The 26,602-nt window shown below is 39.4% G+C and carries 23 protein-coding genes; 6 read left to right on the forward strand and 17 right to left on the reverse strand.

What is annotated here, in order from left to right:
* The first annotated feature begins 31 nt into the window (after window positions 1–31).
* From thrC to IWB18_RS07860, 3 genes are read left to right on the forward strand one after another with little or no spacing between them, the layout of a single operon-like run.
* The gene (gene thrC, locus IWB18_RS07850; protein ID WP_195683073.1) at window positions 32–1,501 is read left to right on the forward strand and encodes a threonine synthase; all 1,470 of its coding nucleotides are present in this window, start codon (window positions 32–34) and stop codon (window positions 1,499–1,501) included.
* Window positions 1,498–2,403, forward strand: a complete 906-nt coding sequence (gene thrB / locus IWB18_RS07855; protein ID WP_195683074.1) for a homoserine kinase — start codon at window positions 1,498–1,500, stop codon at window positions 2,401–2,403. Before thrC ends, thrB begins: the two co-directional genes overlap by 4 nt.
* Window positions 2,404–2,414: 11 nt before the next feature.
* On the forward strand, window positions 2,415–2,849 hold the full coding sequence (locus IWB18_RS07860; RefSeq protein WP_195683075.1) for an ACT domain-containing protein: 435 nt from the start codon (window positions 2,415–2,417) through the stop codon (window positions 2,847–2,849).
* 25 nt (window positions 2,850–2,874) lie between these two features.
* On the opposite strand, the gene IWB18_RS07865 is transcribed toward IWB18_RS07860, so the two are convergent.
* From IWB18_RS07865 to IWB18_RS07880, 4 genes are all read right to left on the reverse strand, one after another.
* Window positions 2,875–4,119: an ammonium transporter gene (locus IWB18_RS07865; RefSeq protein ID WP_195683076.1), complete on the reverse strand. Its 1,245-nt coding sequence runs from the start codon at window positions 4,117–4,119 to the stop codon at window positions 2,875–2,877.
* A 123-nt stretch (window positions 4,120–4,242) separates the two neighbouring features.
* On the reverse strand, window positions 4,243–4,596 hold the full coding sequence (locus tag IWB18_RS07870; protein WP_195683077.1) for a P-II family nitrogen regulator: 354 nt from the start codon (window positions 4,594–4,596) through the stop codon (window positions 4,243–4,245).
* Between the two features lie 177 nt (window positions 4,597–4,773).
* On the reverse strand, window positions 4,774–6,144 hold the full coding sequence (locus IWB18_RS07875) for an MFS transporter (protein ID WP_195683078.1): 1,371 nt from the start codon (window positions 6,142–6,144) through the stop codon (window positions 4,774–4,776).
* Between the two features lie 190 nt (window positions 6,145–6,334).
* A complete protein-coding gene (locus IWB18_RS07880) occupies window positions 6,335–7,729 on the reverse strand; it encodes an SLC13 family permease (protein ID WP_195683079.1) in 1,395 nt (464 codons plus the stop codon).
* 204 nt (window positions 7,730–7,933) lie between these two features.
* On the opposite strand from IWB18_RS07880, the gene IWB18_RS07885 reads away from it, so the two are divergent.
* Window positions 7,934–8,608, forward strand: a complete 675-nt coding sequence (locus IWB18_RS07885) for a TetR/AcrR family transcriptional regulator (RefSeq protein WP_195683080.1) — start codon at window positions 7,934–7,936, stop codon at window positions 8,606–8,608.
* 43 nt (window positions 8,609–8,651) lie between these two features.
* Here the strand turns inward: IWB18_RS07885 and IWB18_RS07890 are convergent, their stop codons facing one another.
* The 10 genes from IWB18_RS07890 to IWB18_RS07935 all read right to left on the reverse strand — a co-directional run bounded on the left by IWB18_RS07890 (window position 8,652) and on the right by IWB18_RS07935 (window position 23,072).
* Window positions 8,652–10,136 carry a glutamate synthase subunit beta gene (locus IWB18_RS07890; protein ID WP_195683081.1) on the reverse strand — a complete coding sequence of 495 codons (1,485 nt, stop codon included), beginning with the start codon at window positions 10,134–10,136 and terminating at the stop codon, window positions 8,652–8,654.
* Between the two features lie 11 nt (window positions 10,137–10,147).
* The gene (gene gltB / locus IWB18_RS07895; RefSeq protein WP_195683082.1) at window positions 10,148–14,731 is read right to left on the reverse strand and encodes a glutamate synthase large subunit; all 4,584 of its coding nucleotides are present in this window, start codon (window positions 14,729–14,731) and stop codon (window positions 10,148–10,150) included.
* Between the two features lie 142 nt (window positions 14,732–14,873).
* Entirely contained in the window at window positions 14,874–15,581 is a 708-nt protein-coding gene (locus IWB18_RS07900; RefSeq protein ID WP_195683083.1) for an ABC transporter ATP-binding protein, read from the reverse strand.
* 9 nt (window positions 15,582–15,590) lie between these two features.
* The gene (locus IWB18_RS07905) at window positions 15,591–16,349 is read right to left on the reverse strand and encodes an ABC transporter ATP-binding protein (protein ID WP_195683084.1); all 759 of its coding nucleotides are present in this window, start codon (window positions 16,347–16,349) and stop codon (window positions 15,591–15,593) included.
* Complete coding sequence (locus IWB18_RS07910; RefSeq protein WP_195683085.1) at window positions 16,350–17,366, reverse strand: branched-chain amino acid ABC transporter permease; 1,017 nt, start codon at window positions 17,364–17,366, stop codon at window positions 16,350–16,352.
* A gap of 3 nt (window positions 17,367–17,369) precedes the next feature.
* Window positions 17,370–18,242, reverse strand: a complete 873-nt coding sequence (locus IWB18_RS07915) for a branched-chain amino acid ABC transporter permease (protein ID WP_332310677.1) — start codon at window positions 18,240–18,242, stop codon at window positions 17,370–17,372.
* An 86-nt stretch (window positions 18,243–18,328) separates the two neighbouring features.
* Window positions 18,329–19,471 carry an ABC transporter substrate-binding protein gene (locus tag IWB18_RS07920; protein WP_225877806.1) on the reverse strand — a complete coding sequence of 381 codons (1,143 nt, stop codon included), beginning with the start codon at window positions 19,469–19,471 and terminating at the stop codon, window positions 18,329–18,331.
* A gap of 159 nt (window positions 19,472–19,630) precedes the next feature.
* Window positions 19,631–20,701: an NAD(P)H-dependent flavin oxidoreductase gene (locus tag IWB18_RS07925; protein WP_195683086.1), complete on the reverse strand. Its 1,071-nt coding sequence runs from the start codon at window positions 20,699–20,701 to the stop codon at window positions 19,631–19,633.
* Window positions 20,702–20,827: 126 nt separating this feature from the next.
* Window positions 20,828–22,015: an NAD(P)-dependent oxidoreductase gene (locus IWB18_RS07930; protein WP_195683087.1), complete on the reverse strand. Its 1,188-nt coding sequence runs from the start codon at window positions 22,013–22,015 to the stop codon at window positions 20,828–20,830.
* A gap of 145 nt (window positions 22,016–22,160) precedes the next feature.
* Window positions 22,161–23,072 carry a YegS/Rv2252/BmrU family lipid kinase gene (locus tag IWB18_RS07935; protein WP_195683088.1) on the reverse strand — a complete coding sequence of 304 codons (912 nt, stop codon included), beginning with the start codon at window positions 23,070–23,072 and terminating at the stop codon, window positions 22,161–22,163.
* Between the two features lie 137 nt (window positions 23,073–23,209).
* On the opposite strand from IWB18_RS07935, the gene IWB18_RS07940 reads away from it, so the two are divergent.
* Window positions 23,210–23,860 (forward strand): HAD family hydrolase, encoded by a 651-nt coding sequence (locus IWB18_RS07940; protein WP_195683089.1) that lies wholly within the window; start codon window positions 23,210–23,212, stop codon window positions 23,858–23,860.
* 95 nt (window positions 23,861–23,955) lie between these two features.
* Window positions 23,956–25,167 carry a cofactor-independent phosphoglycerate mutase gene (locus IWB18_RS07945; RefSeq protein ID WP_195683090.1) on the forward strand — a complete coding sequence of 404 codons (1,212 nt, stop codon included), beginning with the start codon at window positions 23,956–23,958 and terminating at the stop codon, window positions 25,165–25,167.
* Window positions 25,168–25,193: 26 nt separating this feature from the next.
* On the opposite strand, the gene IWB18_RS07950 is transcribed toward IWB18_RS07945, so the two are convergent.
* Genes IWB18_RS07950 through IWB18_RS07960 form a run of 3 tightly spaced genes read right to left on the reverse strand, consistent with a single transcriptional unit; the run spans window position 25,194 to window position 26,509 of the window.
* Entirely contained in the window at window positions 25,194–25,454 is a 261-nt protein-coding gene (locus tag IWB18_RS07950) for a GIY-YIG nuclease family protein (protein WP_195683091.1), read from the reverse strand.
* A 3-nt stretch (window positions 25,455–25,457) separates the two neighbouring features.
* Entirely contained in the window at window positions 25,458–25,988 is a 531-nt protein-coding gene (locus tag IWB18_RS07955) for a DUF2284 domain-containing protein (RefSeq protein ID WP_195683092.1), read from the reverse strand.
* An 8-nt stretch (window positions 25,989–25,996) separates the two neighbouring features.
* Window positions 25,997–26,509, reverse strand: coding sequence for a GNAT family N-acetyltransferase (locus tag IWB18_RS07960; protein WP_195683093.1), 513 nt, complete (start codon window positions 26,507–26,509; stop codon window positions 25,997–25,999).
* Window positions 26,510–26,602 lie beyond the last annotated feature (93 nt).

The raw sequence follows: 26,602 nt of genomic DNA on the forward strand, positions 1-26,602 counted from the left end.
TAATAAGAATTATCAAATTGGAGGTTTTTTAATGTTCAAATATGTTAGCACCAGATCAGGTTTACAGGTCTCACCATCTGAAGCAATACTAAAAGGCATTGCTTCAGATGGAGGGCTTTTCGTGCCGTCCGAGTTTCCCAAGATAGATATTCGTTCTTTGGAAAACAGCACTTATAATGAAATTTGTCTTAAGGTTTTAACTTCATACTTTTATGATTTTGATGAGAATGATTTAAAAAATTATATCGAGTCAGCTTACAGCAAATTCAATACGCCGGAAGTGACCCCAGTCAAATCTTTCGAGAATTTAAATTTTCTTGAATTATATCACGGCCCTACATTGGCATTCAAGGATGTAGCTCTTAGCATACTACCATATTTATTAACAGGGGCTGCAAAAATTCAGAAGATAACAGACGAGATCGTGATACTCACCGCCACTTCAGGCGATACCGGAAAAGCGGCTCTGGAAGGGTTTTCAGATGTTAAAGGCACCAGGATCGTGGTTTTCTTTCCAAACAACGGAGTGAGTCAAATACAAAGAAAACAGATGACCACTCAAAAGGGAGATAATGTTCATGTTGTGGCAATAGAAGGAAACTTTGATGACGCTCAAAATGGAGTTAAAAATATTTTCAATGATAAAAACTTTAACTCTGAACTGGAAACTATGGGTTATGTACTATCATCTGCAAATTCAATAAATGTTGGAAGATTGGTGCCTCAAATCGTCTATTATTTTGTTTCTTATATAAATTCTGTAAAAAACGGAATCATTAAAATGGGTGACCCCATGAATTATACGGTACCTACAGGCAATTTTGGAAATATCCTTGCAGGTTATTATGCCAAACAAATGGGCTTGCCTGTTAATAAATTGATTTGTGCTTCCAACGAGAACAATGTTCTATACGACTTCTTTTCGACGGGAGTATACGACAAAAACAGGCCTTTCATCAAAACTACATCTCCTTCCATGGATATTCTGATTTCCAGTAATTTTGAAAGATTGCTTTATCACGTTTCAGGATCTGATAATGATTTTGTCAAAAATTCGATGGAAAGCTTGATTTCAGATGGAAAATATTCTGTTCCCTCCAAAATGAAAGAAAACATAGACAAGGAATTTTATGGGGGCTTTTGCTCAGAAACTGAAACCGAAAACTCCATCAAGGAAATATACGAAAAATTTGGTTATGTTATGGACACTCATACTGCAGTAGGTTATAAAGTTTACAAGGATTATGTTGAAAACGCAAAAGACAATACCCCAAATATAATACTTTCTACTGCAAGTCCGTATAAATTCACCAAATCGGTATATGAGTCAATTTTTGGGGAAAGTGATTTGGATGACTATGAATTAATTGCTGAATTATCAAAAAAAGCTGGAATACCCTTGCCGAATGATCTTATAGAAATGTGCAAATCCAAAGATGTTCACGACACTTTTTGCGAAAAAGAAGACATGAAGGATCTTCTCCGCGGTCTTTTAAAATGACAAATCCGTTGACATGCCGAATCAAAGTCCCCGCGACCTCGGCAAATCTGGGACCTGGTTTTGATGTCTTTGGAATAGCATTAAGTTTGTATAATGAATTTACTATAACTCTGACGCAAAAATCAAGTTTTAAAGGTTGTGAAAAAAGATTCCAAAATAGCAGCAATCTTGTATACAGATCAGCTCAATTACTTTTTCAAAAATATCATGCAGATCCACATTACAACCAGGATCTATCAATTGTTTTTAAAACCGAAATCCCATCAGGAAGAGGTCTGGGAAGTAGTGCATCATGCATCGTAGCAGGTCTGACAGGAGCAAATCTTTTATTGGGTTCTCCCTTTGACTTGAATGAAATATTTCAATTGGCCTGTGAAGTTGAGGGGCATCCGGACAATATATCCCCAGCCTTATTTGGCGGGCTTACAATCAATACCAAGAACAATGACCTGTACCACTATAGAAAAATAGACGTTTCCAGAAAATTTGATTTTTATGCCTTAATACCTGATTACGAGGTGTCTACAGAGGCATCCAGAAGTAAAATACCGAAAAACATACCACTGGAAAAAGTATCCTTAAACATCGCAAATTCAAATATTCTTCTGTTATCTTTAATGAATGGAGATTCCGATGGAGTCAAATTAGGATCTTTGGATTTTATACATGAACCTAGGCGCAAGTCTTTTATCAAAAATTACGAAATTTTAAGAAACCAGGCGTTAAAAAGCGGAGCCCTAAGCTTTAATATCAGCGGATCCGGACCAACCATACTTATGATATGTGATAGAGGCAGCTTTCAATCAAATGAATATACGGACTTCTTAAAATCCATGGACATTTCATGGACTCTGTTGAAACTGACAGTTGACAATGCTGGATTTCAATATTATCTTGAGTGAGGATGTGGAAAATGCTAACTAAATATCTAATTGTAAGCAAAGAAATTTTACCTGAATATTTCGATAAAGTCATAGAGGCAAGAAATTTGGTTGAAACGGGTAAAAAAGAGAATATAAGTGAAGCTGTAAAAGCTGTTGGAATCAGCAGAAGTACATATTATAAGTACAAAGACTATATTTTTTCACCATCAACTCATTTCGGAAGAAAAGCTACTTTAAGTTTTGTACTTGAGCACAAGAAGGGTGTTCTATCACACCTTTTGAATACTCTTGCGGATGTTGAAGCAAACATACTTACGATCAACCAGGATATACCCATCAACAATCATGCCATCGTAAACATAACTTTGGACATACTTGAAATGAATATTTCCATGGACCAGCTTATAGATTCCCTTAAAAAAACAGAAGGAATTACAAAAATAAAACTTTTAACTATTGAATAAAAAAAAAGACCTCAAGGTCTTTTTTTTATTCGCTTACTATAGTCTTAAGTTGAAAATCCGCATAACTTTCCATACCGTGTTCAGTAAAATCTAGTCCTTCGAGTTCTTCTTCCGGAGTTACTCTCAATCCAACTATTTTATCGATCGTTTTAAACAATATAAAGGCTGTTACCATGGTCCAAACGGCAACGGAAACAACACCTATTGCTTGAATTCCAAGTAGTTTGAAGCCTCCTCCGTACAACAACCCACCTTCTGTGGCAAATAATCCAACCAAGATGGTTCCCATGGCTCCACATACACCATGAACACTTATTGCACCTACGGGATCGTCTATTTTTAATACGTGGTCAACAAACTCAACAGCCAAAACTATTACAATACCTGCAATCGTGCCTATTATCGCTGCTCCAAATGGTGATACTGCCGCAGTTCCAGCTGTTATTGCCACCAGTCCTGCCAATGCTCCGTTCAATGTCATGCTGACGTCAGGTTTTCCATATTTGATCCATGTTACCGCCATCGCCATTATTGCACCCATTGCCGCTGCCAGGTTTGTAGTTATAAATATAGATGAAATGGCCTCTGCGTTTTCAATTCCTGAAGCTGCCAATTGTGAACCCGGATTAAATCCAAACCAACCAAACCACAAAATGAATACTCCCAATGCTCCAAGAGTTATGCTATGACCAGGAATCACTTTGGCTTTACCTTCTTTTGTATATTTACCAATTCTCGGTCCAATAATCTTGGCTCCGACCAAAGCTGCCCAACCTCCTACTGAATGAACGACTGTTGATCCGGCAAAATCTATAAATCCAAGTTTGGATAAAAATCCGCCCCCCCAAATCCAATGCCCTACAACAGGGTAGATCACTAAAGATATAAAAAAACTGTAAGACAGGTAAGAAATGAATTTTGTTCTCTCTGCCATAGCTCCTGATACTATCGTTGCTGCTGTCGCACAAAATACAGTTTGAAATATTAAAAACGCAAATGTTGGTACTCCGAAATCATAACTGCCTCCCACGAAAAAATCAGGTTTCCCTATTATCCCCATCAGAGAATCTCCAAACATAATGCCAAATCCAAAAACCCAATACACAACAGACCCGACCGCAAAGTCCATTATGTTTTTCATAATAATATTTCCCGCATTCTTTGCTCTTGTAAACCCAGTCTCAACCATTGCAAATCCTGCCTGCATAAAGAACACCAGGACTGCACCCAATAAAACCCATACTGTATCTAAAGAATATGCTAATTCCATTATTATCCCTCCATTTTACCCAAGTTTATTTTTATTAGATCTTATGATATAATTTCTTTGTTTGACAAACCATCCTGCAAGATGGTTAAAGCATTCCTCTTTTCAAGGCTAGGGGATGCTTTTTTAATTTAACGCAGCTACACCTTCTTCCCCTGTTCGAATTCTGATTGCATTTTGAATTTCGTAAATGAATATCTTGCCGGAACCTATTTCTGTAGATCCCAAAGCTTCTTTAGTTACTCTAACTACTTCGGAAACCGGCACTACCGATACTACAACTTCGACTTTAACTTTTGGTAGTAAATCGATTTTGTACTCATTGCCCCTGTAGAATTCGGTTTTTCCCTTTTGCATGCCACATCCCAGAACCTGCGTTACGGTCATTCCCGTTATTCCTATGGAGTTCAACGCTTCTTTTAGATCCTCCAACTTGCTGTTTTTTGTGATGATTTCAATCTTGGTCAACATATCAGACATTTTCTTCCCTCCTTAAAATTAAATGGAGTCTTATATGCATCGCATACAAGACTCCATCGTCTTAAAAACAAAAAGAGGTCTGCAATCAACTTACAGACCTCTTTGTCTTTATTTACTTTTATTGTTAACAATCATAACTCTTATACGAAAAATTGTCAACTAAAAATATGTTACTTATTAAGATTTCTTTCTGGCAGCTATCTCAGCCTGCATTTCAGCATGTCTCTCAGGAGTAATCTTATATAAGAAGAAGATTACAATCAAGCCAAATCCTATAAATATTGATGGATACAAAGCGATACCGTTTTTGATTCCGTTTATCAGTTGCTCTGTTGGTGCCATATCTGCTACGTATCCGGCAGAAGTAAGAATAACTGTGATGATTACGCTTCTTACGAAAATTGCAGTTTTGATAGGCATACTGATCAATGACATTATGAAACCTCTGGCATTTTTGCCTGTTTTCCACTCGCCGTAGTCAGCAGTCAAACCGTACATCGCAGGGCCTAAAGCATCAGGCATTCCGTATCCAAGATAACCAACGAACATTACAACAAGGAATGTATTGTAGCTCATTGGAAGAGCCCAAACCATTAATAATGCCGCAATGAACAATGAAAGAGAAATCATGTAAGTAGCTTTTTCTCCGAACTTTTTAGCCAAAGGATTCGCCAAAAGAGCTCCAACAAATGTTACTACATTAAGTCCCGTAAAGAAAATCGCCAATCCTGCAAGGTTTTCTATAACATATTTAAAGTAGTAGAAAGCCAAACCAAAGATGATGAATCTACCCAGGTATCTTCCCAATTCAGCAAGCATCAAGCCGATCAATGGAGGATTTATTACAATGTTCTTGAACATTTCACCAACAGTCATTTTCTCAGCTGCTTTTCCGCCTGGCTTAGCCAAACCGTGGAATCCGTAATCTTTAGTGAGGAAGAACAGCGCGTAATATGTAACGATCATGAATGATACACCAATAACAGTAGTCAAAGTATATCCCATGGCTGGAGTTGTTGACGCTCCCAATGCATTTATCAACTTTGTTCCAAAATATGAAAACGATATAGCTCCCAAAGCATTGAACATTCCTCTGTTGGAAGACATGGAAATTCTTTCTTCACGAACAGTAGTCATAGAGTTGTTCATCGCTATATGGGCTGCATAGAAAATATTCCATACCAAGTGACTTACTATGAATCCAATTGAAATCAACAGTGCTGTCATAGTAGCATTGCTGCTGCTCTTTGTAAACTGCAAAATGAAGAATAGACCTGCAAAAGGTGGTCCAACCAGCAACCATGATCTGTATCTTCCCCATCTCATGTTGCTCTTTTCCAAAATTGCTCCGGCAGTAGGAACCCAAATAATATCAAATATACTGGTGATCATCAAAACCGTTCCTGCCAAGGCTGCTGGAATCAATGCAAAGTCAGTCAAAAACGCTGCGAAGAAAAATACTTCCATGTTAACCATAACTTGGAAACCGAATGATGGCAATCCGTAGAGATTAATGACCGATTTGCTTAAAGCTTTTTCTTGATTCATCTTTTTCTCTCCTTCTCTAAATTAAATTTATATGACGGGATTTTTATACCCCTTCATAATCGTGGTAAACACACATGAAATCGTAACCATTCTGCAAAGAATTTTCTTCTGAATATTATATATCTATAATATTACTGGAAGTCAGTTTTGTCAAGATTTTATTGAAAATAATTACGTATTTTCAACTTAATTAGCCAATTCCCAGTAAACTCAAGGCCACCGGTACCCAAGCTGCTACTATAATGGCAACAAAAACTTGAATGATTGCAGTCACTTTTGGCATATCCTGCATTTTATAATAGCCGGTCATGTAGGTGAGCAGCGGAACGGTATCCAGAGGAAGCAGGTAACAATTCGCAACCGTAAGGCCCAAAACCATCATTGGAAATACAGGTGAGATTCCTATGTTTATAGCCAAACCTACCAAAGGTGCTGACAATAACGGTATCAATGCTGGTGCTACTGGCACGATTATCAGCATGACAAAAACTATTAAACCCACTACAATCCCTATTCCCACTACAGGCAGATCCAGTGTCTGTGGAAAGAAATTAGCTACAAGCCACTGACTTACCCCATTTGATATTAAACCGGAACCAATTGTGATAACGCTGCCTACAAGGAAAAAAGCAGGCCAACTTACACTTGCAATAAATTCATCCCAGGACAGTATTTCAAAGCCGGGTATAAATAATAGTGCAAATCCTACAAGCGATACCACCGTTATATTGAAAACCGGGAACCATGAACCCATAACCCAAAATATAAACATGACTGTCATAAGAAATAAAACGTATTTTTCTTTTGAATCCATTTTTTCAGGCACATCAAGTGAATTGATGTAATCTAAGATGTCTTCTCTGGGTATTTCCACCACTGGATATATCTTCAACATAAGTTTCCATGCAAATGGCAACACCACAGCAACTATGGGGATCCCTATGATCATCCACTGAAGAAAAGTTACTGTTGTTCCAGTCAAATCTTCCAGAAAACTGAGAGTCATAAGATTTAGGGAAGATCCCGCAGGTGTCATCATCCCACCGATCATTCCAGCTACCGGAAGAGCAATCATAAATGTCTTCCCAGTCTTTCTTCTATCTTCTTCCTTCTGATAAATTTGCAGGAAGCCCAGTACTATGCTGATAAATACTGCTGTAGCTGCAACGTTGGAAATTACCGATGATACCACTGCAGTAGTTATCATCAAAGCTAACAGTACCCTTTTTACATTTTTTCCAAAAGCCTTTATCAGAGTTTTTAACAATCTGTTTGACAACGGTACTTTAGTCAGGGCCCTCGAAATTCCAAATGACGCCAATACAAAAAATACTATGGGATTGGTGAACCCCGACAAAGCAGCAGGTACCGATTCAACCGATTTGAAAATAACCAATAATGGTATGCTGAGTAAGCAAGTCACACCAATGGGTATCGGTTCGGTTATCAAAAGTATTATTACTGTAAGCAAAATCCCCAGTGTGTTTCGACCTGCTATCGAAAGTCCCTCCGTAGCAGGCATTAAATTCATACCCACTAAAATCATTGCTGCTAAAATTAAACCGACTAACTTAGATTTTTTCATGTGATCCTCCTTGTTTAATTTTTCACCTTTCTTTACATATATAAATATTTCATATATAATTGTTTATATAATTTTCTATTTTGTTATATGTATATAATATTGCGACGTCTAAATTTTATTACAAATTGTAAAGCATGTCAATGTTCTAAAATCAAATAATCTTATATTCGATTAGTGCACTAATTAAAATACGGGGGAAATACGATGGCTCAATACAAAAAAGGGATGGAAACAAAACAAAAGATCATCAACTCAAGCAAAAAACTATTTTATCAAAACGGTTACGAAAAAACGTCATGCAAGGCAATATGCGATGATGCAGGAGTCAATGTAGGCTTGATTCCATATTACTTTAAAAACAAGAATAGAATAGCGTCCATCATTTATACGTATTTTTTGATCGATGTTAAAGATATGGTTCAAAAAATTCTTGTAGAGAAAAATATTCCTTACGAACTTAAATATGCAACAGCAGTAGAAAACTGGGTATACATGTCCCTTCTTTTAAGCGATGATAACTATAAAAGATTTTATTACGAAATATGCCGAGCCAACGTACTGATCGACGAAAATACCAGAGTAGTTGAATTCTTCTACAAGTTGCATAACAACAAATACCGTCTGGGTTTTACCGCCAATGAAATCAAACTTATCCGTGTAGTTTCTTCTGCAGCCTCCATGGGTCTAGTAGAGAAGTACGTGCAAGGTTACTTCGATATGGAACTTGATGATTTGATCGCTTATAAGATCAGGGTCATGTACAAGGAAATGGATATGACAAAAGACGTGGTGGACGATATAATCGAAAAATCTTATAAAATATTCAAGGAAGATATCAACATAGCTCTAAAGGAAAATTTTAGACTTTACAGAACTTAATAAAAAGAACCGTGGCTGACAATTGTCAGCCACGGTTCTTCTATTATTTTATATTGCTTTTTCCGCTGAGGAATATGTCTACTTCTCTTGCTGCCAGCTTACCCTCCTGAATCGCCCAGACTATTAAACTCTGGCCTCTTCTAGCATCTCCTGCAGCAAAAACTTTTTCTTCATTCGTTTCAAAAATTTCATACTCTGCGGCAATGTTGGTTCTTTGGTCTCTTTCTATGTTCAATTGATCCATAATAGTATCCTCCGGGCCTAAAAATCCCATTGCCAGCAAGACCAAGTCTGCTTTCCAGACCTTTTCTGATCCGGGAACTTCTCTGGGAATCATTCGCCCGCTTTCATCTTTGATCCATTCAACCTGTACAGTGTGTAATTCTTTTATTTCGTTTTTTTCATTTCCTATGAGTTTTTTGGTATTTATCAGATATTTCCTTGGGTCCCCTCCATAAAGGCTTATCGCCTCTTCCTGGCCATAATCGACTTTAAGCTTCTTAGGCCACTCAGGCCATGGATTAGATTCTTCCTGCCTTGATTCAGGGGGCTCAGGCATGATTTCAAACTGCACTACGCTCTTGCAACCATGTCTAATAGACGTTCCTACACAATCCGTACCCGTATCTCCGCCACCGATAATTATCACATCTTTGCCTTTCGCACTAACGTACTTTCCGTCGCCAAGATCTGAATCCAAAAGACTCTTTGTATTTCTGCTTAAAAAGTCTACTGCAAAGTGAACACCTTTCAAATCTTTTCCCGGTACGTTTAGACCCCTTGGTTTGGTAGCTCCAATGCACAATACTACAGCATCAAAGTCATTTAGAATTTTTTCGGCAGAAATATCCACTCCTATTTCTGTATTCAATACAAATTCAATTCCCGAGTCCCTTAAGACAGCGATTCTCCTGTCCACAAAACGCTTTTCGAGTTTCATGTTCGGTATCCCATACATGAGAAGTCCTCCAGGCCTGTCACTTCGTTCAAAGACAGTTACATTGTGCCCCGCAGCATTCAAATAATAAGCAGTAGATAATCCGGAAGGTCCTGAGCCTACTACTGCAACCTTCTTGCCAGAACGTTTGGGTTTTATCGGTTTTACCCAACCCTCGGCAAATGCAGTCTCAATTATCTCATATTCAATATTGCTAATAGTCACAGACTCCATCTGATATCCCTCTGTGCACGAACCTTCACATGGAGCTGGACATACCCGGGAAGTAAATTCAGGAAATGGATTTGTTCTAACTAATCTTTTATATGCTTCAGACCATTGACCTCTATATACTAAATCGTTCCATTCAGGAATCAGATTTCTGACCGGGCAACCAGAGGCCATTCCTGCCAATAGAACTCCTCCATGACAAAACGGTATTCCACAGTCCATGCATCTGGCTCCCTGGATTCTCATTTCATCCTTGGACAATGACACTTTGTATTCATTCCAATCCTTTATTCGTTCCTCAGGAGGTCTTTTTTTGGATTCACTTCTTTGATATTCTAAAAATCCTGTTGCTTTTCCCATCATTCACCCTCCTATTTTCCGCTTGTATTGGAAACATTCTTGTAAATTTCTTCAAAAGCGACCATTACAGCTTCATCACCTGTCATACCAGCATTGTGAGCTTTTTCGATATTTACAAGCATTCGCTTGTAATCTACGGGAATGACTTTGGTGAATCTGGCGCTGTAACTTCCCCAATCTTTTAAAACCTTTTCTCCCAGCGGACTGTCCGTACATTCCACATGCTTTTCTATCATGGATTTTAAGTCTTCGAGTTCCTCCGAAGAGTCGATTTTTTCAAGATTGATCATGGCCTTGTTGCAATAAGTTTCATCCAGATCCATTACGTAGGCTATTCCACCAGACATTCCTGCTCCAAAGTTTCTTCCGGTTTTACCTAGGATCACAACTTTTCCACCGGTCATATATTCGCATCCATGATCTCCCACGCCTTCAACAACAGCGTTCATACCACTATTTCTGACACAAAATCTTTCACCGGCTATTCCGTTGATATAAGCAGATCCTTCAGTTGCACCATAGAAAGCTACGTTTCCTATCAATATGTTGTCCTCGGGAGCAAAATCGGAATTTTTGTGGGGATAGACTATTATCTTTCCACCTGACAATCCCTTTCCTATATAGTCATTTGCGTCTCCCTCCAGTTCCAAAGTCATTCCTTTTGGTATAAATGCTCCAAAACTCTGTCCTGCAGAACCTACAAATCCTACTTTTATTGTATCTTCGGGCAAGCCTGCCTCACCGAATCTTTTGGTGATTTCGCTACCGATGACTGTACCTACCACCCTATTTGTATTATTGATCTTTAATTTCGCCCTGATGGATTTTCGATTTTCCAGAGCTGGTTTACACATTCTGAGCAATTTCTGCATATCCATGGATTCTTCCAGATTATGATTTTGTTCCTGAAGATTGAATCTGCCGGTATCACTTTCTACAAAAGGTTGATATAACAGTGAAGACAAGTCGAGCCTGCCCGCTTTCCAGTGATCCACATTGTCCTTAGGTCGCAATCTGTCCGATCGTCCAACTACGTCTATTATTCTTCTAAACCCTAACTTTGCCATAATCTCGCGCATTTCCTGGGCTATGAATCTCATGAAATTTTCAACATATTCCGGTTTCCCGGTAAAGTTTTTTCTCAGATTTTCATCTTGTGTTGCCACCCCCACTGGACAAGTGTTCAGGTTGCAAACTCTCATCATTATACAACCTAAAACAATTAGCGGGGTCGTCGCAAAACCGAATTCTTCGGCACCAAGCATTGCTGCTACGATAACATCTCTTCCTGACAAGAGCTTTCCGTCCGTTTCAAGAACCACTCTATCTCTCAACCTGTTTAATAGAAGTGTTTGGTGGGTTTCCGCCAAACCAAGTTCCCAAGGCAGTCCTGTATTTCTTATACTCGTTCTTGGTGATGCCCCTGTTCCACCGTCGTAACCGCTTATAAGAATGACATCCGCCTTTCCTTTCGCAACTCCGGCTGCAATCGTACCAACTCCTACTTCCGAAACCAGTTTGACATTGATTCGAGCATTTCTGTTTGCATTCTTTAAATCGTGTATCAATTCCGCCAAATCCTCGATTGAATAAATATCGTGATGAGGCGGCGGAGAAATCAATCCCACCCCTGGAGTGGAATGCCTGGTTTTGGCTATTGAAGGATAAACCTTTCTCCCCGGCAATTGTCCACCCTCGCCAGGTTTAGCTCCCTGAGCCATCTTTATCTGAATTTCCTGTGCATTAACAAGGTAACTGCTTGTAACACCAAATCTTCCTGAAGCAACCTGTTTTATGGCACTGCATTTGGTGTCTCCATTTTCCATGATTTTGAATCTTTCAGGATCCTCACCACCTTCACCGGTGTTGCTTTTCCCCCCAAGCCTGTTCATGGCTATGGCCAGACACTCGTGAGCCTCTTTGCTTATTGAACCGTAAGACATGGCGCCGGTTTTGAACCTTTTGACTATTGAGTCTACTGATTCCACTTCCTCGATGGGTATGGCATCTCCCTGTCTGAAATTAAAGTCAAGTAAATGTCGGAGAGTATAGATCTCTTCATTGTTGATTTTCTGAGAATATGCCTTATATAAATCATAATCTCCTTCTCTACATGCCTTCTGAAGCATATAAACAGTTTCAGGATTATAAAGATGTATCTCGCCATCGTCCTTGCATTGGAAATATCCGCCTACCTCTAAAGTATCCTTGTACATGTAGTTATCTGAATACGCACTCTCGTGTCGCATCTGATTTTCCACAGCTATTTCCTTCAGTCCGATTCCCTCTAATCTGGAAGGTGTCATTGTAAAGTATCTATCCACCAAATCCCGCTTTAAGCCTATCGCTTCGAAAATTTGTGCACCGTGATAACTTCTGACGGTTGAAATTCCCATTTTGGTAAGCACTTTAAGAATTCCTTTAACTGAGGCTTTAATAAAATTGTCCTTGCCTTCCTGCAAAGTTTTACCTTCCAAAAGATCTTTTTTCCATAAATCTGCAATAGTTTCGTAAGCCATGTAAGGATTAATGGCAGTTACGCCGTAGCCCAGCAAAGTACAGAAATGATGTACTTCCCGCGGTTCTCCTGATTCTAGAACGATACCTACTCTGGTTCTGATCTCACGCCTTATAAGGTGATGATGAAGTCCAGAAGATGCCAGCAAAGCAGGTATACCCGCCAGTTTTTCATTCACACCTCTATCTGATAGTATAAGGATATTTGCTCCATCCTCAATAGCCTTGTCCGCCTGCTTAAAAATTCTATCCAAAGCTCTCTCCAAGGCTTTCTCCCCACCATAAGGATTATAGAGCATGGATATGGTAACTGACTTCATTCTATTGGTGTTCAGCTTCTTGATGGTGTTTAATTGTTCATTGGTTAGTATTGGGTGCTCAAGAAAAATACAGTTGGTTGTCTCGTCTTTAGGATTTAGCAGATTCCCTGTAGCTCCCAGAAGGATGCTGCTTGATGTGACTATTTCTTCTCTAATTCCGTCGATGGGTGGATTTGTAACCTGAGCAAACAACTGTTTGAAGTAGAGATACAACATTTGTGGTTTTTCGGACAACACTGCCAAGGGCGAATCCATTCCCATGGATCCAATCGGATCTGTACCTTCTGTGGCCATGGGTAGAATATTTTTTAAAATATCTTCAAATGTATATCCAAATGCCTTTTGTTGCTGAATGAGATCTTCTCTGATCGATGTTTCCTTTTCAACTTCAACCGGCAAATCCTTCAGGTCGCTTATGTGTTCTTTTATCAATTGTTCGTATGGATGCAATAAAGCCACGTTTTTCTTTATTTCTTCATCTGAAATTATTCTTTTCGCCTGGGTGTCGATCAAAAGCATCTTACCCGGTTCCAGCCTTCCTTTATATTTAACATTTTCGGGTTTGATTTCAAGGACCCCGACTTCTGATGCCAGTATCACCTTGTCATCTTTGGTCACGTAATATCTTGAAGGTCTTAACCCGTTTCTATCCAAGACACCACCTATTACCGTACCATCGCTGAATCCCATGGCCGCAGGACCGTCCCAGGGTTCCATTAAAAAATTATTGAATTCGTAAAAGTCTCTTTTCTCCTTGGTCATCATGTTGTTCTTCTCCCAGGGTTCGGGAATCATCATCATAACCGCATGGGGTAGAGATCTACCAGTCAAATACATGAATTCAAGGCTGTTGTCGAACATAGAAGAGTCACTGCCCGTTTCATCGACTATTGGAAAGACCTTGTCAATTTCTTCAAAATGGGATGAATCTATACATTTTTGTCTGGCTTTCATCCAGTTCACATTACCTCTGATGGTATTTATCTCTCCATTATGAACGATGTATCGGTTTGGATGAGCCCTCTCCCAGCTTGGAAATGTATTGGTACTGAATCTTGAATGAACCATGGCAAGTGCTGAAACAAAATCTAAATCAGACAAATCCAGGTAAAATCTTCGAAGTTGTGAAGCAGTCAACATACCCTTGTAAACTATGGTTTTTGACGACAAGCTGGCAACATAAAAAGTTCCACCCATTTCATCACACATTGGGACGATGGTTTTCTCGGCCCTTTTCCTAATCACATAAAGCTTTCTTTCAAATTCCAATGAATCATCAATGCTTTCATCTTTCTTGATAAAAACTTGAATGAATCTGGGCATGACTGCTCTGGCTCCATCCCCGACTCTAGTCTTGTCTATGGGAACTTCTCTCCAACCCAGGATTTCCTGTCCTTCTTCTTTGACGATTTTTTCAAAAATTTCGATTTGAGTCTTCCTGAAATCATCATAACGGTGGGCAAATATCATACCCACGCCATAATCACCTTCTTTAGGAAGGTCGAAACCCAAAACTTCACACTCTCTCTTAAAAAAGTCGTGAGGTATTTGCACCATAATTCCTGCACCATCACCGGTGTTTTCATCTGCCCCACTGGCTCCTCTGTGATTCAGGTTTTCCAATACAGTCATGGCATCGTCAATTATATCGTGGGATCTTTCTCCCTTGATGTTGACTACAAATCCCATCCCACACGCATCATGCTCAAATAAAGGGTCGTAGAGACCCTGCTTCTTTGGCAAATTATTGTAATTCATAGCACACCTCACCTTATTTTGAATTTTCAGAATATTTCATTTTCATGATATTATACTGCTATTGACGGATTATTACAAATATTTTTTGCTTGAAATCAGTTACATTTTTCTCCCATAAAATTAGGGTCGTCAAATGACGACCCTATCCACCCAGATAAGCTTTTCTTATTTCTTCCTTGTTCATCAGTTCCTTGGCATCTCCCGAAGTAACTATTTTGCCCGTTTCCAGAACATATGCCCTATTCGCTATTTGAAGTGCTCTATTAGCGTTCTGCTCTACCAGAAGTATAGTAGTTCCAGCTTTGTTGATATCTTCGATAATGTTGAAGATCTCATCAACCAAAATAGGTGCCAAGCCCATTGAGGGTTCATCCATAAGCAATATTTCCGGTTTGGACATCAATGCGCGACCTATCGCCAGCATCTGCTGTTCTCCGCCACTAAGGGTACCTGCTATCTGGTTTTTTCTCTCTTTAAGTCGTGGAAATCGGCGAAATACCGTTTCCATGTCTTTTTGCTGTTCATCTTTGGAGTCTTTTCTTATGAAAGCTCCCATTTCAAGGTTTTCCAAAACCGTCATTTGAGAGAATATCCTTCTGCCTTCAGGTGCATGAGCCATGCCCATTTTTATCATATCATGCGGTTGAATGCCTTTTATATCATTGCCCTTAAGAATTATAGATCCGTTTGCCGGCTTTAAAACTTTTGACAAAGTCTTAAGTATGGTTGTTTTTCCTGCTCCGTTAGCTCCTATCAAAGTAACGATTTCTCCTTTTTTAACTTCGAAGCTTATATTCTTGATAGCATGGATTTTTCCGTAATACACATCGATATTCTGTACTTGAAGCATCTTTTCCTCCTATTCTCCCAGGTACGCCTTTATGACATTAGGGTCGGATTTAATTTCTTCCGGAACGCCTCTCGCTATGATTTTGCCATAGTCTATAACCGTAATTTTTTCACATATGCCCATAACAAGGCTCATATCGTGTTCAATAAGTAATATTGCGATGCCGAACTTATCCCTTATGAAGTGTATAGTTTCCATCAATTCCTTGGTCTCATACGGATTCATACCTGCCGCAGGTTCATCCAACATGAGGATTTTTGGTTTTGTTGCCAATGCTCTGGCAATTTCAAGCTTTCTTTGTTTTCCATAGGGCAGATTTTTTGCCAAAGTATTAGCATACATTTTCATATCGAATATGTCCAGTAGATCCATTGCATTTTCCTTGGCCACGCTTTCTTCTTTCCAAAATGCCGGAAGCCTGAACAAACCCTGCATCAAATTGTAGTTCATTTGATTATGATATGCAATCTTTACATTATCCTCAACTGTCAATTCTTTGAAAAGTCTTATATTCTGGAAAGTTCTCGCAGCGCCCATTTCGACGATGTCGTAGGGTTTTTTGCCTACCACACTTTTCCCATCGAGATTTATAGTACCTTCAGTCGGCAGATATACCCCAGTGAGCATGTTGAAGACGGTGGTTTTGCCTGCACCATTTGGTCCGATCAAGCCTACCAGCTCATTTTGTTCGATATTAATGTTAAACCCGTCAACTGCTGTCAAACCTCCAAATTTAATCGTCAAGCCATTAACTTCCAATAGCGCCATCTATTTGCCACCTCCATTCAAATCGTCCCCTGAAGCGTCTCTCTTCATTTTTTTCATAAATCCTTTAGGTGATGACATTAAATTCTTCAATGAAAATTCAGCCGTTCCAAATATGCCCTGTGGCCTGAAAATCATCATTACAACCAATACAAACGAATAGATCAAAAGTCTGTACTCAGAAAAATTTCTCAACAGTTCAGGCAAAGATGTCAAGACTGCGGATGCAAGAATGGTTCCCGTGAGACTTCCCATTCCACCCAGAACAACTATGACTACTATCTCAACGGATTTCATAAAGTTAAAAATCGACGGATCAAGGTAAGCCATATAATGGGCGAATAGTCCGCCTCCTATACCGGCAAAAAAAGCCGAGATGGTAAAGCCCAAAGCCTTGTATTTAACTGTATCGATACCAACAGCTTCAGCAGCTATCTCATCCTCCCTTATAGATATGATAGCTCTTCCATGTCTCGACCTGATCAAAGCATATAAAAAAGCCAAGACAACAACTGCTATCCAATAAGCATTAGTGAAATTTGCAATTTTCGGTATTCCTGAAAGTCCTTGGGCTCCTCCCGTGAATTTTAGATTGTTTATGACGACCCGAATAATCTCTCCAAAACCCAGAGTTATTATGGCAAGGTAGTCTCCTCTCAATCTCAAGGCCGGCAAACCAATCAAATAACCTATAATACCTGAAATCAACCCTCCAAACAACAAGGCTGTTCCCAAATGCATGATCACCGGTAATTCGAGACTCCTTAAATAAATAGAAAGCAGTGCCGATGAGTAAGCACCTACAGCCATGAACCCGGCGTGTCCCAAAGCCAGCTGGCCTAAAAATCCAAGTGTCAAATTCAGACTTCCTGCAACGATGATGTTGATGCATATGAATACGATTATTCCCTGATAATATCGGTTTATCACATTCCCGTTCATCAAAAGCTTCAAGATGACAAAAAATATAATGACTGCACCGAGATTGAATAAATAATTTTTCTTGTTGTTAAAATCCATACGTCACACCTTCTCCCTGACGTTTTTACCCAAAATCCCTGTGGGTTTCACAGATAAAACCAAGATCAATATCCCAAATACAATGGCATCTGCCCAACGACCCGAAATGTAGGCTTTCGCAAAAGTTTCAACAAAGCCCAATATAAATCCTCCGATCATTGCACCCGGAATTATGCCTATCCCGCCAAGTACGGCTGCGACGAAAGCCTTAAGACCCGGCAAAACACCCAAAGTCGGTGCTACCTGCGTATATGCCAATGCGTAAAGGATACCTCCCAAGGCGGCCAAAGCCGATCCTATGGCAAATGTAAGAGTTATTGTACTGTTTGCATTTATACCCATCAATGTAGCCGCTTCCTTGTCTTCGGAGACTGCTCTCATTGCCTTTCCAGGTTTGGTTTTACTGATAAAAAAAGTTAGCAGGATCATAAATACTACAGACACAGTAAAGGTTATTATGGTTATGTTGCTGATTTGTATGCTTCCAATATTAATAGGGGTTGTAGGAATTATTCTGGGCATTACTTTCGGATCCGCTTTGAATATCACCAAAGCGAGATTTTGCAAAAACAAGCTCATGCCTATTGCTGTTATCAGTGCGGAAATCCTTGGAGCCTCTCTCAAAGGTTTGTATGCCACTCTCTCTATAGCCATCCCCAACAAGGCAGATCCAACCATGGAGATCAAAAATACAGCCCAAACAGGCATGCCCGCAGAGGCTGCCAAAAAAGCAAAATAAGCCCCCATCATCATAACTTCCCCATGGGCGAAATTTATAAGTTTGATAATTCCGTAAACCATCGTGTATCCAAGTGCAATCACGGCATAAATGCTGCCTATCTGAAGTCCGTTAATCATCTGCTGTATAAAAATCACAGGATGTCCTCCTCTCTCCTTAAATTAATATAGGAGAGATAATCTCTCCTATATTATCCATTATTCTTTTTTTATTTCATTATTTATTATTTAGCTGATATTTTTTCTTCCAAGACATGCTTTCCGTCAACTATTTTGATTATTGCAATATTCTTGTTGTCGGCATCACCCTCATCATTAAAGCTGATCGGGCCTGTAACACCAGTGTATTCAACTTCAGCCAAAGCATCGATAATTGCTTGAGCATCTGTTGAACCTGCATTCTTGATTGCTTCAACCATGATATAGGTTGCGTCATAACCTAGCGCACCCAGCGCATTAGGATCTTTATCATAATTTTCCTTGAAAGTCGCGATAAAGTTTTGAACGATCGCATCCGGGTCATCTTTTGCAAAGTGGTTCACAAAATAGTAACCTTCTACTTGCTCTGCATAGTCGATCTCAACGCTATCCCAACCGTCAACTCCTACAGCTGTCTGTTCGATTCCCAAATCTCTCATCTGAGTTGCTATCAAACCTACCCTGTTGTAGTAATCCGGAAGAAAAATCACATCTGGATTTGCACTTTTGATTTGAGTCAGGTAAGTGTTAAAGTCTTTAACGTCGCTTGTATAAGCATCGTAGTATACTACCTCAAGACCTGCTTCTTCGACTGCTGCTTTGTAAGCTTCCGCTATACCTTCAGAGTAAGCGTCGTCACTATTGTACAATACGGCCACTGATTTAGCTTCCAAAGATTCGATGCTGAAAGCTGCTGCAGCTGAGCCTTGATATGGATCAAGGAAGCACGCTCTGAATATTGAAGGTGCCCCTATTGTTACATCTGCACTTGTAGCTGTAGGAGTAAGCATAGGCATGTTATCGGCAATTGCCAACTCTTTAACTGCCAGTGTTTCACCGCTTATAGTTCCACCTATGATCGCCACTACTTCATCTTGGTCTTTCAATCTGTTGTAGATATTTACCGCCTCAGCCTTGTCAGCTTTTGTGTCATAATCGAAAATCTCGATCATTTTCCCATCTACACCGCCTGCTGCGTTGATTTCTTCAACAGCAAGCTTTACACTGTCAACCACGGCAGTCCCGTAAGATGCCACTTCGCCTGAAAGCGGTCCGAAAACACCGATTTTTATAGTCTCGGCTTCATCCCCTCCGCCACAAGCTGCGAAAGCAAATACCGACGCTACCAACATCAAAGCGACAGCAATTTTCAAAAATTTCTTTTTCATTCCTTTTCCCCCTTGTACATTCTCATGTAATTTAGATATTATCTTAATATAAATTTTCTGAAAATTCAAGCTTTTTTTATACATTAAACTATGTATAAAAAATAACAGCCAAAAGAAAAACGGAAAATCCGTTTTCATCTTTTAAACACCCGTCTAAAATCAGAATGAATTTTCCGCTTCGATTATTATTTTATCCAAAACTTCTTTAACTGTAGAAATTTTGTCTATCTTCGTGACGTTGCTGCCACAAAATATCAATCCGTTCTTTACATCTCCCTGTACCGCAGCTATCAAAGCATCTGATATGCAATACTGGGTTGTTGCGGGATTGCAGTGTCCTATGCATCTATAGCATTTATCTACAGGAATTCGTTGGGATTCCAGCTTTTCTATCAGTTCATTCCTAATTGCCCTTCCCGGCAATCCAACCGGGCTTTGCACGATCACAACATCCTTTTCTTTTGCATCCACGTATGCCAACTTGAAGTTCTCATGAGCATCGCATTCCTCAGTGGCCACTAATGGTGTTGATATCTGAACTCCCGCTGCTCCTTCACTTATATACTTTGCCACGTCTTTCCCATCGAAAATTCCACCTGCAGCAATTACCGGTATTTTCTTGTCATACTTCTCTTCTATGGGTTTAAGGCTAGTAATCACATCCTTCAGGATAGTCGAAAGATCTGCAGGTCCCTTTTCCATTTCTTCAGCTGTAAATCCTAAATGTCCTCCTGCTTCCGGTCCTTCCACTATAATCGCATCGGGAACATAATTGTAATTTCTTATCCATAACTTCGCCATTAAACCTGCTGCTCGCCCCGAAGATACTATCGGAATGATTTTTGTCTTGGTCCCTTCCACGTATTTAGGCAAGTCCTTGGCCAATCCTGCTCCTGAAATAATGATATCAATTTTTTCTTTTACCGCAGCCTCGATGAGTTCTTTGTATTGAGTTGCAACAGTTAAAATATTGATGCCGATTATTCCTTTTGGAGCGATTTCTCTGGCTTTTCTGATTTCATTTTTTATCGCTCTTATATTTGCAGCCAAATTATTGGACTTGAAATCTTCTTCCCTAAAACCTGTCTGCACACCTGATATTATACCTATACCTCCTTGAGCCGCAACTGCTCCCGCTAAATTTGATAGAGATACACCTATTCCCATCCCACCTTGGATTATTGGAATTTTTGCTACTAAGTCACCTATGACCAACTCGGGTAATTTCATTTTATCAACTCCATTAATGTTTTGATTTTCAAATATTTTGATAATCAAATAATATTCCAAATAGGAATTATTGTCAATAATAAAAAAGGCATCCTCTATTAATTAATGGATACCTTTTTTTAGAAATCAGATTCCCTTCATATATTGATCCATGGCAGTCGCAACCTTTTTTGAATAATAAACGGCTTCCACAACTGTCTTGGCACCTAAAACCACGTCTCCGGATGCATACACCCCTTTTCTAGTGGTTTCTCCGTTCTCATTTACCACTACCAGACCTTTCTTGTCTACGTCAAGACCACTGGTGGAAGAAACTATCCTGCTTCTAGGTCCCTGACTAACTGCAATAATTATTGAATCACACGGATGGAATATTTTTTCTTCCGTATTTGTATCCATAAACCAAACCCCTTCATCCGTTATTTCCCGGGGTGTTCTGTTGTAGATAAATTCAACACCTTCAATGGATGCATAGTCCATTTCTTTCTTGCTTGCAGAAGCCACGTCTCGCCGTGCAAAAACAGTAACTTCTCTCGCACCTTTTCTGAGTGCTGTCCTTGCTACATCCATGGCCGCATTGCCGGCACCAATGACCAGAACCTTGTCACCCAGATTGTAAACGTCGGGATTGGTCAAATAATCTATGGCATAATGAACATGGCCAAGGGTCTCACCCTTGATGTTCAGTGTGTTGGGTTTCCAGACTCCCGTCCCTATAAAAACCGAACTGTAACCGTCTCTGAAGAGGTTGTCCACGCTCATTCCTTCTCCAATAGATGTATTTGGTCTGATTTTTATGCCCATATCCTGCATTTTTTCGTATAATTGATCAAGTATTTTTTTTGATAATCTGAATTCAGGAATTCCGTATCTGAGTACTCCTCCAATTTTTTCTCTGGCTTCAAATACGGTCACATCATAACCCTTTTGAGCCAGTATTATCGAGATAGTCAATCCCGCAGGCCCCGATCCGATTATGGCAACTTTTTTCCCCAACCTTTCTCCCGGATTCAGTTTGACTTTGTCAAAATAATTTTCAGAGATAAAATTTTCGATACTAGAAACATGTATCGGTGTTCCTTTTTTGTTTAATATGCAGTGACCTTCGCATTGTCTTTCGTGATCACAAATAAGAGAGCAGACAAGAGACATGGGATTGTTTTTAAAAAGCATCTCACCTGATTCATTTATCTTTCTGTCCAACAATAGCGAAATCATCTCTGGTATTGGCGTATTTACAGGACACCCCTCTACACAAAGAGGCTTTTTGCATTGTAGACAGCGTTTGGCTTCATCTATAACGTGCAACGGCATTTGTGCCCCTCCTTTTAATTGATAATGTTTATCAGTATAACAATTATGGTTGCATTTGTACAGTGAACCAAATAATTTTGCCAGCTGTTATCCTTTACAAAATAATAAATCTTAAGATATCTGTTCAAAAGCCAGATCAAGCCCCTCAATCTTCTTGGTTTATATCAGGAACTATGATCTTTATTCCTCCTTTTATCATGGAAATTTCCAAAGGAAGACTCGGACCCTGTTCTCCATCCAAATCAGTAATGTTGCGACAATAATTTCCAGTACAAGAAATTTTTATGTTATCACTTTTAAAATAGATTATATGTTTGTTATTTTTATAGTTTCCCATCAGGATCTGAGCGAATATCAAAGACAATTCATTAAGTTGACAACTCTTGATCCCCAAAAAATCCAACATTCCATCCTGCATCGATGCTTCAAGCGCCAGGTTTCTGAATCCACCTACACTTCTACCATTTATCACCAAAAACAGTACCAAATCTTCTTCGATAACCCTATCTCTGGTTTCGATCCTTGTTTTCATGGGCTTAAAGTTTGGTAGCTCGCTTATCCCCTTGATGTAATAGGCAACTCGACCCATCATGTTTTTCAGATCTCTTTCCGTAGTGTGGGCTACATCTATAAACAGACCTGCTCCGCATGAGTTCATGAAATGTTCTCCATTTGCCACACCTACATCGAAGGTTTCATATCTCATGTTCAATACAGATTTGATTGCTCCCATTATGTCCTGTGGTATTCCCAGGTTGTAACTTATATCGTTGACCGTACCGGCCGGTATTATACCAAGAGGTATTTCTATATGGTTTTTAAGGATTTGATTGACTGCCATGTTTACAGATCCGTCTCCACCCGCAACAAAAACAGCAGAATACTCTTTAAAATCCTTTCTGCAAAAAACACTCTCGAAATCTTCCTTGTTTCTAGTTCGTATAGGATGAACCTCATATCCGGCTACCTGCATAAAATTTATGAACTGGTCTAAATGTGTGGCAAAACTTTTTGTTCCGGATACCGGATTGTAAATAAGCAGGACCTTTTGATCCATGTCCTCACCCCTTCTATTTTGTCGTATCAACTTATATATTCCCACAAAGCATTACTTAATTCAATAATTAAAAAAAACACATGCATCTATCAAAAAAATGTTACAATAGAAAATCATACGATAAAGGACTGTTATAAATGAATAAAAAAATTGTAATTTTTGATCTGGATGGTACGCTCATTGCTTCTTTGGAGGGGATCATGTACAGTATGAACAGTATATTGACTAAGCATGATTATCCAACACATGAGTTGGACGAATACAGGCTGTTTGTGGGAAATGGTTTGAAAAATCTTGCGATTAAAGCACTTCCGCAAACCTTGGACAACGAAACCGTAGATGTTTATTACAAGGAATTACTTGAATTCTATAGCGATCATTTTGATCATGAAATGCGTTTATACGACGGGATCGAGGAAACATTGAATGTCCTCGTGAAGAGAGGATTCACCTTGGCCATAAACACAAACAAAAATCAGAAAATATCGGAAAAAATAATACACGCATTTTTAAGCCAATGGGATTTCGCACATGTAGTCGGCAGCAATTCATCCCATCCCAAAAAGCCCGATCCTGCCGGGGTATTTAAAATTTTGGAGAAAACAGGTTTTGATAAATCAGAAGCCGTCTATGTTGGAGATACGGGAGTTGATTTGCAGACTGCCAAGAATTCGGGTATAGATTGCATCACAGTTACGTGGGGTTTTAGAAAAAAAGAAGAGCTGGCACCTTTCGAACCAACTCACTTTATTGACAACCCCCAAGATATCTTGGCTTTATTGGATTGATTTTATCTTCAACTTGATAGAGAACAGTTGTTGTGTTAAAATCGTTATATTTAAAACAATAACTTATATGAACATATTAAAATGGAGCTGATAAAATGAAACGGATAACAATTTTAGTAGATGGCATGGCTGATTACCCCATAGAAGAACTGGGCGGATTGACCCCTCTTGAAAAGGCAGACATTCCTGTCATCCATGACCTTGCAAGTAAAGGCGAAGTTGGCCTTGTCGATACTATTCCAACCGGGATGTCACCTGGCAGTGATATAGCAAACCTTTCCGTCATGGGATACGATCCTAAAATTTATCACAAGGGCAGATCACCTTTGGAAGCTGCCAGCATGGGAGTAGACATGACAGATTCAGACGTATCTTTTCGCTGTAATCTTGTGACATTGACTTCTGAAGATGAATACACAGACAAGACTATAATAGACCATTCGGCTGGAGACATTTCAACCGAAGAAGCAGCCGCCTTGATCGAATATTTGAAAGTCCACCTTGAATCCGAGGACTTGAAATATTTCCCGGGAGTAAGTTACAGACACCTTATCCTTTGGAAAAACGGACCTTATGATTTTGATTTGACGCCACCCCACGATATCCTGGGTAAAAAAGTGAAAGATTTTATGCCCAAGGGTCCTTACGGCGATTATATTTCCGGAATGATGAAAAAGTCATTCGATTTACTTAAAAACCACCCCATCAACCTTGCCAGAGTTGAAAATGGCTTGAATCCGGCAAACTCGATTTGGATTTGGGGGGAAGGTAAAAAACCGACGTTGGATTCCTTTCATGAGAAATTCGGTGTAAAAGGTGCAGTCATTTCCGCAGTTGACCTGATACAAGGAATTGGAGTTCTTGCAGGGTTGGACGTCATAAAGGTGGAAGGAGCTACAGGCACTCTCCACACAAATTTTGATGGAAAAGCTGCAGCTGCAATCAAAGGTCTCTCAGAGGGTTATGATTTTATATACCTGCATCTAGAAGCACCTGATGAATGTGGACACCAAGGAGACTTGGAGGGCAAGATAAAATCAATAGAATTGATCGATCAAAAGGTGGTATCGCCCATATTCAATTATTTGTTGAAAACAGATGACGACTTCAAGATCATGATCCTGCCGGATCACGCTACACCCATTGCACTCCGGACCCACACTTCCGATCCTGTTCCTTATTTAATATTTGACAGCACTGAAAAAACCTTCGATCCTGATAGAAAGTTCACTGAAAAATGCGGAAAAGAGTCCGGAATCATTTATGATACTGGCGTATCTTTGTCTCTTTACTTCTTCGATAAATAAACAACAGCTCATGGAACCAAAAATATTTAAAGGTTCTCATGAGCTTTTCTTCTAGTTATCAACAATTCTTTTTCATTTTTGCAGAGTTTCTTGATCTCCGCCTCTCTTTTAGAGGCTTCAGATCTGTTCGGTGAGGTTTCCCAATACTCAAGACTCACCGGTTTTCTAATGCGAGTATACTTGGAGGCTGTCCCTCTATTGTGTTCTTTCAACCGTCTATCCAGATTCGTTGTAATCCCTGTATACAAAGTATTATCTTTACATCTTAGTATATAAACAAAATACATAAATCAATTTTCATTATACATGACGAGAGTAAAATATCCTACATTCCCGGCACCTGCATTATACGTCATTTTTTTATTCATTGACATTCTCACTACATCGATTCCGCTGCCTTCCATCGAGTATTGAATTCTGTCAGGGAACCTGCATTCATCTCCCATAAGGGCTGTACATTCATTACAAACAGTGCATGGCCCTGCTCCCATCACCAATGCTTTTTCGCCTCTTAAAATCTTTCGCAGTTCCTTGGTGCAATTTTCAACGATTTCCATGGATTCCATCATTTCTTTTCTATTTCGTATAGGTACTATTTTAGAAATCATATATCCTTTCTCATACTGAAGAACTCTCTGTTTTCTTTCCGTCTCTGTACCAGCGTTAGGTGGACATGCATGATTTTTCCCAAAACTTCCACATGTATTTTTTTTACATTGATCAAAGACATCTTGCGAAAAGATTATTTCGGAAGGTTCCAGTTCTTTGAATTCATCATACCCCATTTTTACAAATGCTTCTTCCAGACTCTTACATTCCATGTTATCCCTCATTCGATATTTTTTATCCTGCTCATAAGCATTTCATCAGCAAATCTACCGTTTCGTATTGCTGCCTTTCGCTTTATCCCCTCTACTTCAAACCCGACCTTTTGATAAAGATTTATGGCCTTTTCGTTATCGGCAAAAACTTCCAGTTCCAGCCTTGTCAGCATTAGCCAGTCATCAGCAAGCTCGATTATGGCCTCTATCAATTTCCTACCGATGCCCATACCCTGATAGTCCGTGTGCACCATTAATCCAATGGAACCCGAATGTCGCATCCTTGGAAGTGGATTCAAATGCAATCCACCGGTTCCTACAATGAGTTCTGTAGACCGATCTTTTTTTAATACTGCTACATATTGGTGTCTCAAGTCATCCTGTTTTAGAATATAATCCTCTGTCTTCAAAATCGTTTCCGTAGGGAGTCCCAGAATATTTTCCATGATCCCTTCCATTCTGCGCAACTCGTTGACTTGCTCTGCATCTTCTTTCTTAATAGGTCTTATAGCTAATTCCATCTTAAAACCCCCATTATTGTAATTAACATCCCTTATTAAAATTATAATCCAGTAAATGCAAGACTACAAGGAAAAATTGACCGAAGGTCTTGT

Source organism: Alkalibacter mobilis (assembly GCF_015594845.1).
Taxonomy (GTDB): domain Bacteria; phylum Bacillota; class Clostridia; order Eubacteriales; family Alkalibacteraceae; genus Alkalibacter; species Alkalibacter mobilis.

Bases quoted from the DNA above. Each gene is read 5' to 3' on its own strand.
- IWB18_RS07920 (WP_225877806.1), bottom strand. From the start codon at position 19,471: ATGAAAAAGAAATTTTTGAAAATTGCTGTCGCTTTGATGTTGGTAGCG.
- thrB (WP_195683074.1), top strand. From the start codon at position 1,498: ATGACAAATCCGTTGACATGCCGAATCAAAGTCCCCGCGACCTCGGCA.
- IWB18_RS07870 (WP_195683077.1), bottom strand. From the start codon at position 4,596: ATGTCTGATATGTTGACCAAGATTGAAATCATCACAAAAAACAGCAAG.
- IWB18_RS07930 (WP_195683087.1), bottom strand. From the start codon at position 22,015: ATGCCGTTGCACGTTATAGATGAAGCCAAACGCTGTCTACAATGCAAA.
- IWB18_RS07960 (WP_195683093.1), bottom strand. From the start codon at position 26,509: ATGGAATTAGCTATAAGACCTATTAAGAAAGAAGATGCAGAGCAAGTC.
- IWB18_RS07900 (WP_195683083.1), bottom strand. From the start codon at position 15,581: ATGCTTCAAGTACAGAATATCGATGTGTATTACGGAAAAATCCATGCT.
- IWB18_RS07940 (WP_195683089.1), top strand. From the start codon at position 23,210: ATGAATAAAAAAATTGTAATTTTTGATCTGGATGGTACGCTCATTGCT.
- IWB18_RS07950 (WP_195683091.1), bottom strand. From the start codon at position 25,454: ATGTATTTTGTTTATATACTAAGATGTAAAGATAATACTTTGTATACA.
- IWB18_RS07945 (WP_195683090.1), top strand. From the start codon at position 23,956: ATGAAACGGATAACAATTTTAGTAGATGGCATGGCTGATTACCCCATA.
- IWB18_RS07910 (WP_195683085.1), bottom strand. From the start codon at position 17,366: ATGGATTTTAACAACAAGAAAAATTATTTATTCAATCTCGGTGCAGTC.
- thrC (WP_195683073.1), top strand. From the start codon at position 32: ATGTTCAAATATGTTAGCACCAGATCAGGTTTACAGGTCTCACCATCT.
- IWB18_RS07875 (WP_195683078.1), bottom strand. From the start codon at position 6,144: ATGAATCAAGAAAAAGCTTTAAGCAAATCGGTCATTAATCTCTACGGA.
- IWB18_RS07890 (WP_195683081.1), bottom strand. From the start codon at position 10,136: ATGGGAAAAGCAACAGGATTTTTAGAATATCAAAGAAGTGAATCCAAA.
- IWB18_RS07925 (WP_195683086.1), bottom strand. From the start codon at position 20,701: ATGAAATTACCCGAGTTGGTCATAGGTGACTTAGTAGCAAAAATTCCA.
- IWB18_RS07905 (WP_195683084.1), bottom strand. From the start codon at position 16,349: ATGGCGCTATTGGAAGTTAATGGCTTGACGATTAAATTTGGAGGTTTG.
- IWB18_RS07885 (WP_195683080.1), top strand. From the start codon at position 7,934: ATGGCTCAATACAAAAAAGGGATGGAAACAAAACAAAAGATCATCAAC.
- IWB18_RS07865 (WP_195683076.1), bottom strand. From the start codon at position 4,119: ATGGAATTAGCATATTCTTTAGATACAGTATGGGTTTTATTGGGTGCA.
- IWB18_RS07955 (WP_195683092.1), bottom strand. From the start codon at position 25,988: ATGGAATGTAAGAGTCTGGAAGAAGCATTTGTAAAAATGGGGTATGAT.
- gltB (WP_195683082.1), bottom strand. From the start codon at position 14,731: ATGAATTACAATAATTTGCCAAAGAAGCAGGGTCTCTACGACCCTTTA.
- IWB18_RS07860 (WP_195683075.1), top strand. From the start codon at position 2,415: ATGCTAACTAAATATCTAATTGTAAGCAAAGAAATTTTACCTGAATAT.
- IWB18_RS07880 (WP_195683079.1), bottom strand. From the start codon at position 7,729: ATGAAAAAATCTAAGTTAGTCGGTTTAATTTTAGCAGCAATGATTTTA.
- IWB18_RS07935 (WP_195683088.1), bottom strand. From the start codon at position 23,072: ATGGATCAAAAGGTCCTGCTTATTTACAATCCGGTATCCGGAACAAAA.